Annotated in this window: 12 protein-coding genes; 8 read left to right on the top strand and 4 right to left on the bottom strand. The window is 57.8% G+C overall.

The genetic code is table 11. From position 1 onward, the window contains the following. Nucleotides 1-43 precede the first annotated feature (43 nt). Complete coding sequence (locus JNX03_RS12665) at nucleotides 44-1,780, bottom strand: SulP family inorganic anion transporter (RefSeq protein WP_203209390.1); 1,737 nt, start codon at nucleotides 1,778-1,780, stop codon at nucleotides 44-46. Nucleotides 1,781-2,019: 239 nt separating this feature from the next. Between JNX03_RS12665 and JNX03_RS12660 the strand changes: the two genes are divergently transcribed. The 3 genes from JNX03_RS12660 to JNX03_RS12650 all read left to right on the top strand — a co-directional run bounded on the left by JNX03_RS12660 (nucleotide 2,020) and on the right by JNX03_RS12650 (nucleotide 4,838). Next, a complete protein-coding gene (locus JNX03_RS12660) occupies nucleotides 2,020-3,474 on the top strand; it encodes an aldehyde dehydrogenase family protein (protein ID WP_203209389.1) in 1,455 nt (484 codons plus the stop codon). Nucleotides 3,475-3,483: 9 nt separating this feature from the next. After that, a complete protein-coding gene (locus JNX03_RS12655) occupies nucleotides 3,484-4,230 on the top strand; it encodes an SDR family oxidoreductase (RefSeq protein ID WP_203209388.1) in 747 nt (248 codons plus the stop codon). A 77-nt stretch (nucleotides 4,231-4,307) separates the two neighbouring features. Continuing rightward, complete coding sequence (locus JNX03_RS12650) at nucleotides 4,308-4,838, top strand: hypothetical protein (protein WP_203209387.1); 531 nt, start codon at nucleotides 4,308-4,310, stop codon at nucleotides 4,836-4,838. A 20-nt stretch (nucleotides 4,839-4,858) separates the two neighbouring features. On the opposite strand, the gene JNX03_RS12645 is transcribed toward JNX03_RS12650, so the two are convergent. Further along, a complete protein-coding gene (locus JNX03_RS12645; RefSeq protein WP_203209386.1) occupies nucleotides 4,859-6,127 on the bottom strand; it encodes a flavin-dependent oxidoreductase in 1,269 nt (422 codons plus the stop codon). A 336-nt stretch (nucleotides 6,128-6,463) separates the two neighbouring features. Here JNX03_RS12645 and hisD point away from each other — a divergent pair, with 336 nt between their 5' ends. The 4 genes from hisD to JNX03_RS12625 all read left to right on the top strand — a co-directional run bounded on the left by hisD (nucleotide 6,464) and on the right by JNX03_RS12625 (nucleotide 11,424). After that, nucleotides 6,464-7,771 carry a histidinol dehydrogenase gene (gene hisD / locus JNX03_RS12640; protein ID WP_203209385.1) on the top strand — a complete coding sequence of 436 codons (1,308 nt, stop codon included), beginning with the start codon at nucleotides 6,464-6,466 and terminating at the stop codon, nucleotides 7,769-7,771. 56 nt (nucleotides 7,772-7,827) lie between these two features. Beyond that, entirely contained in the window at nucleotides 7,828-8,325 is a 498-nt protein-coding gene (gene comD / locus JNX03_RS12635) for a sulfopyruvate decarboxylase subunit alpha (RefSeq protein WP_025047231.1), read from the top strand. Then, complete coding sequence (gene comE / locus JNX03_RS12630) at nucleotides 8,325-8,879, top strand: sulfopyruvate decarboxylase subunit beta (RefSeq protein WP_203209384.1); 555 nt, start codon at nucleotides 8,325-8,327, stop codon at nucleotides 8,877-8,879. Before comD ends, comE begins: the two co-directional genes overlap by 1 nt. 139 nt (nucleotides 8,880-9,018) lie before the next feature. Beyond that, on the top strand, nucleotides 9,019-11,424 hold the full coding sequence (locus JNX03_RS12625) for a GcvT family protein (RefSeq protein WP_203209383.1): 2,406 nt from the start codon (nucleotides 9,019-9,021) through the stop codon (nucleotides 11,422-11,424). Between the two features lie 47 nt (nucleotides 11,425-11,471). Here the strand turns inward: JNX03_RS12625 and JNX03_RS12620 are convergent, their stop codons facing one another. Beyond that, nucleotides 11,472-14,870, bottom strand: coding sequence for an indolepyruvate ferredoxin oxidoreductase family protein (locus JNX03_RS12620; protein WP_203209382.1), 3,399 nt, complete (start codon nucleotides 14,868-14,870; stop codon nucleotides 11,472-11,474). Between the two features lie 135 nt (nucleotides 14,871-15,005). On the opposite strand from JNX03_RS12620, the gene JNX03_RS12615 reads away from it, so the two are divergent. Further along, the gene (locus JNX03_RS12615; protein ID WP_203209381.1) at nucleotides 15,006-15,455 is read left to right on the top strand and encodes an Lrp/AsnC family transcriptional regulator; all 450 of its coding nucleotides are present in this window, start codon (nucleotides 15,006-15,008) and stop codon (nucleotides 15,453-15,455) included. On the opposite strand, the gene JNX03_RS12610 is transcribed toward JNX03_RS12615, so the two are convergent. After that, nucleotides 15,452-15,673 carry a DUF2061 domain-containing protein gene (locus tag JNX03_RS12610; protein WP_203209380.1) on the bottom strand — a complete coding sequence of 74 codons (222 nt, stop codon included), beginning with the start codon at nucleotides 15,671-15,673 and terminating at the stop codon, nucleotides 15,452-15,454. The two genes, JNX03_RS12615 and JNX03_RS12610, sit on opposite strands and share 4 nt — an antisense overlap. Nucleotides 15,674-15,750 lie beyond the last annotated feature (77 nt).

Genomic DNA, 15,750 nt, shown 5'->3' with positions numbered 1-15,750 from the left:
AACTTGCGATATTGGCTTTACGGCGTAAAGGGGCGCTATGCCGCTATGATGGCTCCTTTGTGCTGGATTGGCTGGCGACATATTGGGCGGCTTCAAACTGGGTCAGGAACACTTTGCCAGTCATCTCCTGCAAGAAATGTTGTTCCTCCAGCCGGTCCATCACCGGGCCTTTGACCTCGGACAGATGCAGACACACATTCATTTCCCTGAGCCGGGTGTTGATCATCTCAAGGGATTCCAAGGCGCTGAGGTCAATCGCGTTGATGGCGGAGCATTGCAAGATCACATGCCGGATCGCCGGATCACGTGCGACGCGGTTGTGGATCTGATCCTCTAGGAATCGTGCGTTTGCGAAATAAAGGCTCTCGTCCACCCGCAGAGACACGACAGTGGGGTCAGTGATCACCTTGTGACGGAGAATATTGCGGTAATGCTCGGTGCCCGGCACACGGCCGACCTCGGCGATATGGGGTTTGGATGACTTGTACAGATGCAGCAGTATCGAAAGCAGCACACCCGCAGTCACGCCTGCCTCGACCCCCATGCCAAGGGTCAGCAGGATTGTCACGGCCACGGCGGCAAAGTCGGATTTGGAGTAGTGCCAGCTGCGAGTCAGGATGGAGAAATCAATGAGGCTCAGCACCGCAACGATGATGGTCGCGGCCAGTGTCGCCTTGGGCAGGAAAAAGATCAACGGGGTCAGCAGCAACGCTGCGATGGCAAGACCGATGGCGGTAAAGGCTCCGGCGGCAGGGGTTTCTGCGCCTGCGTCAAAATTCACAACCGATCTGGAAAATCCGCCGGTGACAGGGAAACCGCCCGTGAGCGCCGCGCCAATATTGGCCGCGCCGAGGCCGATCAACTCTTGATCCGGGTCGATCCGCTGGCGCTTTTTTGCGGCGAGTGTTTGCGCCACCGAGATGGATTCCACAAATCCGATCAGCGAGATCAGGAAGGCCGGCATAAGCAGTTTCTGCAATAGATCAAGGGGGACAGGGGGCAGGGTAAAGGGCGGCAAGCTTTGCGGGACAGCGCCGACAATCTGCACGCCGCTTTGGCTCAGATCGAACCCCCAGACCGTCAGGGTGGTTGCAACAACAACGGCCACAGGTCCGGCCTTGACCAAGGCTGATTTGACACCTTCGGACAGGCCGAACCGTGAGAGCAGCGGCGCCAGGCCTTTGCGCACCCAGAATAGGAATGCCACTGCGCCGGCGCCGATGGTCAGAGTGATCCAATTGGTTTGCGGCAGATGGAGGATCAGGGGTGTGACAAGTTCCAACAGCGTGTGGCCATGCGCCTCAATACCAAGAATATGTTTCAACTGACTGGCCGCGATCAATAGACCGGAGGCGGTGATAAAGCCGGCAATCACCGGATGTGACAGGAAGTTCGCAACAAAGCCGAGGCGGAACAGACCCATCGCAAGCAGGATCGCGCCCGACAACGCCGCAAGTGTCAAGGCCGCGGCGGCATATCCGGCGCTGCCCTGCGCGGCTACCTCCCCCAAAGTGGCGGCCGTCATCAAGGACACCACGGCAACAGGCCCGACCGCCAAGGCGCGGCTGGTTCCGAACACCGCATAAAGCATGATGGGCAAGATCGAGGCGTAAAGCCCCGCCTCGGGCGGCAAGCCGGCCAACAGGGCATAGGCCAAGGACTGTGGGATAAGCATGATGGTGACGATCACGGCCGCCATCAGATCATTGCTGAAACTGCTGCGGTTGTAGCTGCGGCCCCAATTGAGGATGGGAAGAAATCTGCTGAGGGAGCTGTTCATGAAGTGGTCCGGCAAGGCTGCGCGAAAGGCGCAAGCGTGGGGTGATCGGTGGTCTTGATCATATTGCAAAGATGCCTGGGTTTCGGTGACTTAGTCACTTTGCCGATCGAATTTTGAACATAAGCCCGAAGTGGTAGTGTGGACAGCGTGGAAACCCTGTTCATGCGATTTTGGGCTGTTCATTCATGTGGTTCTGCCGCAGCTTGGGTGCAGTTCAGACACCACAGTGAGGATGAAACGTGACCCTGCGACCCTTAGGCATCGATCCCGGCTTGTGTTTTATCGGCGGCACATGGGATGCGGCGGATGGTGGTGAGACCATCGTGCTGCGCAATCCGTCAGATGGATCAACCCTGTGCGAGATTGCACGCGGGCGTGCGGCTGATGTTGATCGTGCGGTTGAGGCGGCGGAGGCCGCGCTGGCAGGGCCGTGGGGCCGGATGCCGCAGTTTGAACGTGGCAGGATCCTGCAAAGGATCGGCACCCTGGTTTTGGAACATGTCGACGAACTGGCCCAGCTGGAGGCGCTTGATGTGGGTAAACCGCTCAAGCAGGCCCGTGCTGATGTGATCGCCCTTGCCCGGTACATGGAATTCTATGCCGGGGCGGTTGATAAAATCCATGGCACGACAATTCCCTATCTCGATGGCTATACCGTTTATACTCTTCGCGAGCCGCATGGCGTCACCGGGCATATCATCCCGTGGAACTATCCGATGCAGATCATCGGGCGTTCCGTTGGGGCGGCCCTTGCGATGGGCAATGCGGCAGTTTTGAAACCGGCGGAAGAGGCCTGTCTGACTGCGCTGGCCTTTGCCGAGATTGCCCGCCGCGCCGGGCTGCCGGATGGGGCGCTGAATGTGGTGCCGGGGCTAGGGGCGGAGGCGGGTGCCGCCTTGGCCGGTCATCCCGGTGTTCGGCATGTGTCTTTCACCGGCTCGGTCGGGGTCGGTAAGTTGATCCAGACAGCGGCGGCGGCCAATGTTGTGCCGGTCACGCTAGAGCTGGGTGGTAAGTCACCCCAATTGGTGTTTGAGGACGCGGATGTGGGTGCGGCGCTGCCGTTTCTGACCAATGCGGGCATTCAGAATGCGGGTCAAACCTGCTCGGCGTCTTCGCGCATTCTGGTACACCGCAGTCGGTATGACGAGGTATTGAACGGCATGGCAGAACGCTACTCCGCGCTTCGTGCTGGTCCGGCGATGAATGATCTTGATGTGGGGCCGCTGGTGTCAGCGCGTCAAAAAGAGATTGTTGAAGGGTTTCTGTCCAGGGGCAAAGACCTTGAGATCGCGGCACAGGGTCAGGTTGTTTCCGATGCGCCCGCCGGTGGTGCCTATGTTGCACCGACCTTGTTTGCGGGCGTGACGCCTGATCACCTGTTGGCGCAGGACGAGATTTTTGGGCCTGTGCAGGTCGTTATTCCGTTCGAAACCGAAGAAGAGGCCGTTCAGATTGCCAATGGGACCGCCTTTGGGCTGGTTGCTTCGGTTTGGTCGCGCGATGGTGCGCGGCAGATGCGGCTGGCCAAACGGCTGCGGGCGGGCCAGGTTTTCTTGAACAATTATGGCGCGGGCGGCGGTGTGGAACTGCCCTTTGGTGGCACGGGTCTGTCCGGGCACGGGCGCGAAAAGGGCTTTGAGGCGCTTTACGGATTCTCAAAACTCAAGACTGTCGCGGCGCTGCACGGCTAGGAGGATCAAATGAGATTAGGTAACAAAACAGCAATCGTCACCGGCGGTGCATCGGGCTTTGGCGCTGGCATTGTCCGAAAGTTTCATGCCGAAGGGGCCAAGGTTTTGATCGCGGATCTGAACACCGAGCTGGCAGAGGAGCTGGCGGCAGAACTGGGCGATGGGGTGCGGGTCTGCACCACCAATGTGGCCAAATCGGCTGATGTTGAGGCGATGACGCAGGCCGCTTTGTCCGCGTTTGGACAGATCGACATTCTGGTCAACAATGCAGGCACCACGCATTTGCCCGCACCGATGGAAGAGGTCAGCGAAGAAGATTTTGACAAGGTGATCGCGGTGAACGTCAAATCGGTTTATCTGACTGCGAAATCCATTGTGCCTTTGATGAAGGCCCGCAGAACAGGGGCGATTCTGAACGTGGCATCCACTGCCGGGGTCAGTCCACGACCGCGTCTGAACTGGTATAATGCTTCCAAAGGATGGATGAACAACGCGACCAAGGGGATGGCCGTGGAACTGGCCCCCGACGGGGTGCGCGTGAATGCGATCAATCCGGTTGCAGGTGAAACGCCGCTTCTGAAGATGTTCATGGGTGAAGACACCCCTGAAGTGCGGGCGAAGTTCTTATCGACCATTCCATTGGGCCGGTTTTCCACACCAGAAGATATGGGCAATGCCGCCTGCTACCTGTGCTCGGACGAGGCCAGCATGGTCACCGGGGTCTGCATGGAGGTGGATGGCGGGCGCTGTATCTGAAGGTATTGACGGGCTTGTGCATCACCGCCTCTGGTAATCTTTCGCAACTTTACTACATATAATAAATGAGATCTTATATGCCGCTTCATCGACTGCTCCTTGCGCTGGTTTTCAGCGTTCTGCCGATCGTGGCCCTGGCCGCTGAAATTGACCGATTTGCGGGCGTCTATGAGGGCAGTTCTGAGTTTGTGCAGGATGGCGAAACGCAGCGCCGCGATCTGAGCACCACCATCAAGCCGTCGAAAAAGGGTTTCGAGCTGAGTTGGACATCGGTCAGCTACAAGAGCGACGGGCGGATCAAGCAGAAGGTCTATACCATCGAATTTGTGCCAAGCCCGCGCGATGGCATCTATGGCTCAGCCATGAAAACCAACGTCTTTGGCAAGCCAGAGCCGCTGGACCCGCTCAATGGTGAGCCGTTTGTCTGGACCCGGATCAGCGGCGACACGTTCTCTACGTTCTCGCTTTTTATCAACGAGGCGGGCGAATACGAAATGCAGGAATATCACCGCACGCTGGCAGAAGGCGGGCTGGATCTTGTGTTCCGGCGGGTCAAGCAAGGCGCGGTAGAACGTGAGATCAAGGCGTTCTTGTCCAAAGTAGAATAACCCCTGTCTTTTTATAGTCCTCAGCCCATTCTTGCCCCTTCGGCAATCGTGCGTGGCCGCGCATTGGTATCTTCGATCCCGTAACCTGCGGCTGCTTTGTATTTGTCCGCATGCGCGGCAAGCTCTTCCTTGCTCATCACTTCGGAAATGTCGGTGAATGCGCCGTCTGCGCGTTGCTCGACCAGATCGAGAATGGAATCGGGGCCAGCCACGCGGTTCATCAAGGTCACTTGTGCAGTCTGGGGGCGCATTTCGGTTTCATAAACCTCCAGCGCTTTTGCCCCGACGCCATGTTCAAGGAATGCCGCGCCCAGTTTGCGGGCGTCGATGATGGCTGAACCAGCGCCGTTTGATCCCACTGGGTAGGCGGCATGGGCGGCATCGCCCATCAATGTCACGCAGCCCTGTTGCCAGCGGTCCATCGGATCACGGTCTACCATCGGGTATTCGTAGACTTTGCCTGCATCGCGGATCAATCCGGGGATGTCGATCCAATCGAGGTCAAATACCGAAAAAGCGGGCAGGACATCGTTTTTATCGGCTTCGCGGCTCCAGTCTTCCTTGTTCCAATCGGCGTCTGGATCCTGCAAGAGCGTCGCAATCCAGTTGATCTCGGCAAGGCCGGTGTCTGGGTCCGGCTTCGAGATCGGATAAGATACAAAGCGCAACCCCTTTGAGCCAATCATCACCATGGATGCGCCGGTTTTGAACGGTTTGGCTAGCGTTGTTCCGCGCCACATGATCGTGCCGCCCCATTTTGGCGGGCCGCCTTTTGGGTCGATCTGGCCGCGGATCGCAGAATGAATGCCATCAGCCCCGATCACCACGGAGCCGTCCAATGACTGCGTTTGCCCATCAGTGCCACGCAGGTGCAATGTTGCGCCTGTGTCTGTGTTGTCAAATCCGGTGGCAGCCCAACCTGTCTCGACTGCGTCTGGTCCGGCCCGCTGGATCAGAGCGTGATAGAGCATCATGTGCAATTTGCCGCGATGGACAGAGTATTGCGGCCAGTCGTAGCCGGCCCAATGACCGCGCGGTTCGGTCCAGACATGCACGCCATGGCGCGTGTACATCCCGTAGTCCTGGGTGCGCACGCCGATTTGTTCCAGTTCACCTTCGAGATCCAGATCAATCAGTTCACGGACGGCAGTGGGCTGAAGGTTGATGCCAACCCCCAGGGGACGCAATGTCTGCACAGCTTCGAAGACTTTGAAGGGCACGCCGATCTGATGACAAGTCAGTCCCAGCGCAAGCCCTGCGATCCCGCCTCCGGCAATTAGTACTGTCATAACTCGCCCCCTTCGTTTTGCGTGGAGGCATAGGGTGTGAAAGGCGCAGGGACTGTCAAGAGCAACACGGCGCCCGATCCGGCGAATCTCCCCAGCCGCGGCATTTTCAGCATTGCCGACATCAATCATCCAAAAATCGACAAATCCGGACCAAATTGACCCCTGCATTTCAGTCCTCGAAAGCCTGTTTTTGGCTTTTGAAAATGGAGGCTTGGAAACGGTTGAAAGTCTTGCAAATGGCCACAGCGCCCCCCAAGAACAGGCATAACCCACTGTTTCTCGTAAAGCGGGCGCAGGGGATTGCCCTCATTTTTTTCGAACAAAGGACTGCATGAAATGGCCCCGACATATCTGAAAAAAGCCAGCATGACAGCGCAGAGCGGATCTTCGGATGTGCAGAAAACTGTGCAAACCATTCTGTCCGAAATCGAAAGCGGCGGGGAAGAAAAGGCGCTGGAATATGCCGCCAAATTCGACAAGTACGATGGTAATATCGTCCTGTCGAAAGAAGAAATCGCCGCCGCGGGTGCGCTGGTGTCTGATCAGGTCAAAGCGGACATAAGGTTTGCCCATGACAATGTGAAACGCTTTGCCGAGGCGCAAAAATCCACCATAGGCGATGTCGAGATTGAAGTTGTACCGGGACTGACCGCCGGGCAGAAAGTGATCCCTGTCGATGCCGTGGGTTGTTATGTGCCGGGCGGGCGCTACAGCCATATTGCCAGCGCGATCATGACCGTGACCACCGCCAAGGTTGCCGGTTGCAAACACATCATGGCCTGTTCGCCGCCGCGCCCTGGTGTGGGGATCAATCCCGCGATCATTTATGCCGCGCATGTGTGCGGCGCGGACAGCATCATGGCTATTGGCGGCGTGCAGGGGATTGCGGCGATGACCTTTGGCCTGTTTGGTCAGCCCAAGGCCAACATTCTGGTAGGTCCGGGAAATCAATTCGTCGCAGAGGCCAAGCGCATTCTTTATGGGCGCGTTGGTATTGATATGGTCGCTGGCCCCACGGACAGTCTGATATTGGCCGATGCAACTGCAGATGCCCATATCGTCGCGACGGATCTCGTGTCGCAGGCAGAGCACGGCTACAATTCCCCGGTCTGGCTGGTGACAGATGACCAGAAACTGGCCGATGACGTGATGGCGATGGTGCCCGGCATGATCGACGATCTGCCGACACTGAACCGCGACAACGCACTGGCGGCCTGGCGTGATTACGCTGAGGTTGTGCTGTGCGCGGACCGCGAGGAAATGGCAGTGGTCTCTGATCAATACGCGCCCGAGCATTTGACGGTGCAGGCTGACGATTTGCCTTGGTGGCTTGATCGATTGACATCATATGGATCACTGTTTCTTGGCGAGGAAACGACCGTGTCTTTTGGTGACAAGGCCAGCGGTACAAACCACGTTCTGCCCACCTCTGGGGCGGCGACCTACACGGGTGGTCTGTCGGTCCACAAGTACATGAAGATCGTCACCTGGCAAAAGGCAACGCGCGAGGGCGCCCGCCCCGTGGCCGAAGCGACGGCAAGAATTTCACGTCTGGAAGGGATGGAAGGGCATGCAAGGTCCGCCGATGTGCGCCTTGCAAAATACTTTCCTGACCAGCAGTTTGATCTTGGCATGTCCGGCTAACGGTCACGTCCCAGCCAACGCCTATCTCGAACCTCAGAACCGTCAGGAGTAGACCTTTGTCCATATCCAAACAAATCGTTGATGATTTTGTCGCCAATGACATCTCATTTGTAACGACCGTGCCGTGCAAGCAGTTGGCCGGCGTGATTGACGAGGTCGAGACCCGGCCAGAGATCTATCACATTCCGTCCAACAAAGAGGACGAGGGCATGGGGCTGTGTGCCGGTGCTTTCATGGGCGGCAAACGCCCTGCCATCATCATGCAGAACACCGCCATCGGTGTAACAGTGAACACTCTGGTTACACTGACACAGTTCTACCGGATGCCCTTGCCGATGCTGATCAGCTATCGGGGAGAGTTGAAAGAGCCGGTCGCCTGTCAGGTTGAAATGGCGGTGCACACCAAGGCTCTTCTCAACCAGTTGAACATCCCGACATACCACTTTCACAAGCAAGAAGATGCGCAGGAATTGGATGCGATCCTGAAATACACATTCATGTGCAACAAACCTGTCGCCATCCTGACGGACGCGACGTTCTGGGGAGGTTACTGATGATCCGTTCCGAAATTCTCAAAGAGATCGCGCCGATCCTGCGCGACCAGTTGGTCATCTGCAATATCGGCCTGCCCAGTCAGGAATTGCACATGATCGACGATCAGCCGACAAACTTTTACATGTTGGGCACCATGGGGCTCGCGTCTTCCATCGGGCTTGGCGTGGCGCTGGCGCAGGAAAAAACGGTCATCGCGATTGATGGTGACGGGTCCGTGCTGACCAACTTTGGCACCTTGCCGACCATCGCCAACAACGTGGCGGACAATTTCATCCTGATGATCATCGACAACGGATCATATGGTTCGACTGGCGATCAACCGACCTATGCGGGCAAGAAGACATCGCTGGCCGCAGTGGCAACGGCCTGCGGCTGCGAAAATGTGGTCGAAGTGCAAGACAAGGACTGCGGTCCGGCGCTTGAGGCGGCAATCGCATCCAAGCAAATGACGATCATGGTGGTGAAATGCGACAGCGGTAACATCAAAGTGCCGGTGATCACCAAGGATCCTGTGGTGATCCGCGACCGGTTTATGAAGGCCGTAGCATCCTGATTTAAAATAATACTTCTGAAGAATTGGCGCGTACCCTCGCCGGGTGCGCGCCTTTTTCCTGGCCGTGTCGCGATTGCTCTTGACGCGAGGCGGATCGCGCTTGTCTGCTTGACCCAATCAGCGCGAGGGGAGAGCGGGCATGAAATCGCACTACAGAGTGGTCGTTATCGGCGGCGGCGTTGTCGGGGCATCGGTCCTTTATCATTTGGCCAAACTTGGGTGGAGCGATGTTGCGCTGGTCGAACGGTCGGTTCTGACCGCCGGATCAAGCTGGCATGCGGCAGGGGGCATTCATGCGCTGAACGCCGATCCAAATATCGCGGCTTTGCAGGCCTATACAATTGATCTGCTGAGCGAGATCGAAGAGGAAAGTGGCCAGAATATCGGGCTGCATATGACTGGCGGTTTGACGATGGCGGGTACGCCGGACCGCTGGGAATGGCTGCAATCGGCTTACCGCACATTTCAATCCATCGGCATTGAGGACTGCCGCCTTGTTAGTGTGGAAGAGGCAGTCGCGCTGAACCCGATCATGTCCGGCGAAGGGCTCTTGGGCGGCATGTGGGCCGACCGTGAGGGGTATATTGACACCACAGGCACAGTTCATGCCTACGCAGGCGCGGCCAAGAAACGCGGTGCAACTGTGATTGAACACAACCGCGTGCTTGAGCTGAACCAGACCCTGCAAGGGTGGGAGGTGGTGACGGAAAAAGGCACGATTTCTTGCGAACATGTGGTCAATGCGGGCGGTCTTTGGGCCAAACAGGTGGGACGGATGGCCGGTGTCGAGCTGCCTGTTGCACCGCTCAAGCACCATTACCTGATTTCCGACACCATCCCGGCGCTTGAAGGTCTGGATTTTGAGGTGCCGATGACCGTGGACCTCGAAGGGTTCACTTATCTGCGCCAAGACCAGAAAGGTGTTCTGCTGGGCATTTATGAGGTGAACACGGAACATTGGGCGATGGACGGTGCCCCGTGGGACTACGGGATGGAGCTGTTTCAGGAAGACACAGACCGGATTGAACATGAACTGACGCTGGGATTTGAACGCTATCCCGCGTTGCAGGATGTGGGTGTGAAAACATGGGTCAACGGCGCGTTTACCTTTAGTCCCGATGGCAATCCCCTGGTGGGTCCGGTTCCGGGCAAGCGTGGTTATTGGTCGGCTTGTGCAGTTATGGCCGGGTTCCTGCAAGGCGGCGGTGTGGGCAAAAGCCTTGCGGAGTGGATGATCCATGGTGAGCCGGAGGCGGATGTCTATGGTATGGATGTGGCCCGTTACGGCATCTGGGCCGAGAACAAACAGTACATCGCGCAGACCACGGGGCAGTTTTATTCGCGCCGCTTTGTGATGACTTATCCGAACGAGCAATTGCCCGCTGGCCGTCCGATCAGGACGACTGGCGTCTATTCCGACATGACCGCCGCGGGCGCGAAATGGGGGCAAAGCTGGGATCTTGAGCTGCCGCTTTACTTTGCACCGCAGGGGTTTGAGGAAACGCCATCGCTCAAGCGATCGAATGCGCATGATATCGTCGGGGCGGAATGCCGTGCGGTGCGCGATGGGGTTGGTCTGCTGGACATAACGGCGTTTTCGCGGTTCGAGGTTTCTGGCCCGAATGCCGAAAGCTGGCTCAATCATTTGATGGCCTCCAAACTGCCTGCGCCGGGGCGTGCGAAACTGGCGCCAATGCTGGGCGAGGACGGGCGACTCAAAGGGGATCTGACGATCTTTAACTGGGGCGATGGGACATGGTGGATCACCGGATCCTACTACCTGCGCCAATGGCACATGCGGTGGTTTAATGACCATATGCAGGACGGCGTGAACCTGCGCGATCTGGGTGACGAAATGGGCGGGCTGTCGCTGGCTGGTCCTAGATCACGCGAGGTCTTGCAAGCGGCGTTGAGCGATGGTGATCTGGATGCCCTGCGGTTCATGGGCTGTGCGCAGATGGATGTGGGGTTGATCCGCTGCAAAGTGGGGCGTTTGTCGGTCGCGGGCGAGCTGGGTTATGAGCTGCACTGCCGCGCGGGCGACCTGAAGGCGCTGCGTGATCACCTGCTGGCAGCGGGGGCAGATCACGGCATGATCGAATATGGCTTCAATGCGCTGTTGTCGCTGCGCCTTGAGAAGAGCTTTGGCATTTGGTCGGCGGAATTCACCCAAGGGTATACGCCTGGTATGACGGGGATGGACCGCTGGATTGATTGGTCCAAAGACTTTGTCGGCAAAGATGCCGCTTTGGCAGAACGCGACGGGTCGGGGCCGGACAAGTTGTTGGTGACGCTTGAGATTGATGCGCTGGATGCAGATGCCAGCGGGTACGAACCCGTTTGGCATGACGGGCGCAAGGTCGGTTTTGTGACCTCTGGCGGTTATGGGCATTGTGTCGGCAAGTCGCTGGCCATGGCATTGGTGGACAGAGGCAGCGCTGCCGAAGGAACGGCGCTTTCGGTGCATGTGGTTGGGGCCGAACGGCCTGCAACTGTGATCGCACCGTCACCCTATGACCCGCAGGGTCAAGTGATGCGCGGATAACGATGATTTGAGCAGAGCATTTAGGGATGCTCTGCCCCATGCGCCGATCAGCCCAGAAGCGCCGCGACTTTCTCTTTGGCCTGTGCTGCTGCCTTCTCCTTGACCGGTCCGTAGCCTCGGATCTCCATCGGGGCGGTTAGAACGGCAAGCGCGGCCTCCTCGTCCAATGCGGCGGTCTTGACCTGTTCCATCACCTCTTCGAACCAACCGATCAGTGCGATCTCCAGCTTGCGATCCGCGCCATATCGGAACACATCGGCCCAGGTGCCGCGCAGACCTTTCATCCGGGCCAGAAGGGCAAAGGCATTGCCCATCCACGGACCAAAGGTTTTCTTGAAAGGCCGACCGCGCGTGTCTTTGCCCGTGGGCCAAAGCGGCGGCGCGAGATGGTATTTGATCTTGTAGTCGCCCTCAAAATCCTGCGCGATCTGATCGGTAAAGCCAGAGTGGGCATGCAGGCGAGCGACCTCATATTCGTCTTTGTAAGCCATCAGCTTGAACAGGGATTTGGCCGCTGCACGGATCAGTTCCTCGCTCGCCCCGGTTTGTGCAAAGGTTTCAAGCTTTGATTGGTAGCGGGCGGCATAGGCAGCATTCTGGTAGTCGGTCAGAAACGCCATGCGCCGCGCGATCAGGGCAGAAACGCTTTCGTCTGTTGTCGGCGCTTTCTCGTCCTGCGTCAGAAGCGCGGGGCTGTCGGCCATGATCCGACCATAGGCAAAGGCGGTTTTGTTTCTGTCCGGCGCCACGCCGTTCAGCTCTATCGCCTGACAGAGGGCATCAAGGGAAACCGGGACCAAGCTCTTTTGCCATGCAAAGCCCAGCATCATGACGTTGGCAAACACCGCATCGCCCATCAGACGTTCAGCCATGGCGTTTGCATCGAAGGCCGACAGGTTTTCTGCACCAACCACACCTGCGATCACATCTTCACGGTCGTCAATGCGCAAATCGGCATCGCGGTTCAGCACCAGATCACCGGTCGGCATTTCGGCACGGTTCAGAACGATCCGTGTGCCCTTGCGATAATGGGCCGAGGCCTTGGGCGCGGAGCTGACGACCATGTCACATCCGATGACCGCATCGGCGCTGCTCTCATCAATCCGCACCTGATGCACAGCATCGGGACTTTTGGCCAACCGGACATAGCCCAGCACGGTTCCGAATTTCTGGGCAAATCCGGTGAAATCCAGCACGCTTGCGCCTTTGCCTTCGAGATGGGCCGCCATGGAGATCAGCGCACCCACGGTCACAACCCCGGTTCCACCCACGCCGGTTACAAGCAGGTCAAAGGGTTGATCCAGTGTCGGCAACTTGGGGCGGGGCAGGTCTGCGACCATGCTGTCCACATCCAAGCCTGCACCGGATTTCTTGCGCCGTTCGCCGCCTTCGATGGTGACAAAGGATGGGCAAAATCCGTTGAGGCAGGAATAATCCTTGTTGCAGGTGGATTGGTTGATCTTCCGCCTGGTTCCGAACTCGGTCTTCTTTGGTTCAACGCTCAGACAATTGCTTTCGAGCGAGCAGTCCCCGCAGCCTTCGCAGACCAGATCGTTGATCATGACAAAGCGTTTGGGGTCATCCATCTGCCCGCGTTTGCGCTTGCGGCGTTTTTCTGTTGCGCAGGTCTGTTCGTAGATCAGGACCGTCACGCCGGGGATCTCGCGCAATTCGCGTTGCACCGTGTCCAGATCTCGGCGGTGGTCGAATGATGTCCCAGCGGGAAAATCCGCGCGGGTAAATTTCTCGGGATGATCCGAGACAAGTGCGATGCGGTTGACACCTTCGGCGCGGGCGGCTTGGGCGATGCCACTAACCGACACCGGCCCATCAACGGGTTGCCCGCCTGTCATCGCCACGGCGTCGTTGTAGAGAATTTTGTAGGTGATATTGGCCTTGGCCGCGACCGCTTGCCGGATCGCGAGCGAGCCGGAGTGATACCATGTGCCCTCACCAAGGTTCTGGAAGATATGCTTGCCACCGTTGAAAAGCGATGTGGCAATCCACGGCACCCCTTCGCCGCCCATCTGGGCAAATCCGGCGGTGTCGCGGTCCATCCAACTGGCCATGACATGACAGCCGATGCCGGAGGCCGCTTTGGACCCTGCGGGCAGCTTGGTGGAGGTGTTGTGCGGGCAGCCCGAGCAGAAATAGGGCGTTCGGTTCGCCCCCGGCACGTTGAGCACCGGCACTGGAGTGCTGGTCAAAGCTTTGGCGCGCTCCATCAGCTTTTCGCTTGGGAAAAACGCATCGAGCCGCGCGGCGATGATTGGCACCAGCTTCAGCGGTGACAGTTCGCCCGTCCACGGCACCAGCTCTTCGAGGTTTTCGTCATGTTTGCCGACCATCCGCTGCGGCTTGGAGCCGGGCCAGTCATAGAATGCCTCTTTGAATTGGCTTTCGATAATGCCGCGTTTTTCCTCGATCACGAGGACTTCTTTCTTGCCTTTCACAAACTCCAGCGCGTCGCGGCGGGCCAAGGGCCAGACCATGCCGACCTTGTAGATGTCGATGCCAAGCGCGCGGCATTTCTCTTCGCTGAGGCCTAGCAGACGCAGGGCCTCCATCAGATCAAGATGCCCTTTGCCGGTGCTGACAATGCCAAAAGGGGCATCGTCGATATCATAGATTTTGCGATCAATCGGATTGGCCTCAACAAAGGCTTCGACCGCTTCAAGCTTGTCATGAATCCGCGTCTCGATCCCCGGCGAGGGGAGATCACCCAAACGAACATGCAGCCCGCCGGCCGGCGCGGTGTAATCTGGCTGTTTGAAGGTTCGGTCAGGCAAAAGATCGACGGATGCGCCGGATTCCACCGTTTCGGAGATCGCCTTGAAGCCCACCCAAGTGCCGGAGAACCGCGACAGGGCGAACCCATATTCGCCAAAGCTTTGATATTCCGCGACCGATGCGGGGTTCAGCGTTGGCATGAACCACGCCATGAACGCCACGTCCGATTGGTGCGGCATGGAGGATGAGACACAACCGTGATCGTCCCCTGCCACCACCAGAACGCCGCCCTTTGGCGCGGACCCATAGGCGTTGCCGTGTTTGAGCGCATCGCCTGAACGGTCAACACCTGGCCCCTTGCCGTACCACATCGAAAACACGCCATCGACTTCGGCGTGGGGGTCCAGATGCGCCTGTTGTGCGCCCAGAACGGCGGTTGCGCCCAGATCTTCGTTCACGGCGGGCATGAATTTGATGCGGTTTTCTTCAAGCCGCGGGGCAATGCGCCACATTTCCTGATCCAAACCACCCAAAGGAGAACCGCGGTAACCAGAGACAAAACCGGCCGTGTTCATGCCCGCATCACGGTCCCGGCGTGCTTGGTCCAACATGATCCGCGTGAGTGCCTGCGTGCCGGTCATGAAGACGCGGCCGCGCACCTGCGCATAGCGGTCGTCAAGTTGATAGGTTTTGAACTGGTGATCAGGACGGGACATTGCGCACTCCTAGCTTTTGGGGAAAATACACTGGATCTTCTGGATTTCGGCTTCATTCTTTCTGCGTTTGCGTTAATGTTGCGGGTAATTCTTTCAATATGGAGGGATTATCTGGGGATTATATTCGGAGATTCTATGGATGATATTGATCGTAAGCTGCTGATGTTTCTTCAACAGGATTCGCGGCTTCCAAATGCGCAGTTGGCGGAAAAGTTGAATATCTCCGCCTCGTCGTGCTGGCGCAGGGTCAAAGCATTGGAAGAGGCTGGAATTGTTGAGCGCTACGCCGCCATCGTCAACCCCAAGAGGATGGGCCTGCGGTTTGAAGCGATCGTGCATGTCCACCTAACCCGCCATGACACCGAAGCCTTGGCCCGGTTCATCGCCGCCGTCCAACGCCGCGAAGAGGTGACAGAATGTTATGCGACCACGGGGCAGGCCGATTACCACCTGCGCATCCTCTGCCGTGACATTGACGCCTATAACGAGTTTCTCGAAGGGTTCTTGTTTGTGCAACCAGCGGTGAATTCCGCGCAGACGAATGTGGTGTTGCGACGGATTAAGGCGAATGCGCCAGTGCGCTAACTCACTTGATCTTTTGGCAAAATTTGACCCCATCGGATGCGATCCCAAATCCGTTCGTGGATGAAATAGGTGACCGTTCCCGTGGCAAAGCTGGCCAGGGCAAGGCCGCCAGCCGCGCGGATCGACCCGGTGGTCAGATAGCCGAGAATTACCATCATAAGCAGGCCGGATGTTTGCCAGGTTAATGCTTTGGCTATTGTGCGCTTGGGGTGCTGCATTGGTGTTCCTTCTTGGCCAAGCTCTACGGCAGCCGTCGCGATCGGACCATTCAGAGAATTGTCAGATATTGGTCACG

The organism is Sulfitobacter mediterraneus, assembly GCF_016801775.1.
GTDB lineage: Bacteria > Pseudomonadota > Alphaproteobacteria > Rhodobacterales > Rhodobacteraceae > Sulfitobacter > Sulfitobacter mediterraneus_A.
This window is presented reverse-complemented; position numbering and strand designations above follow the sequence as displayed.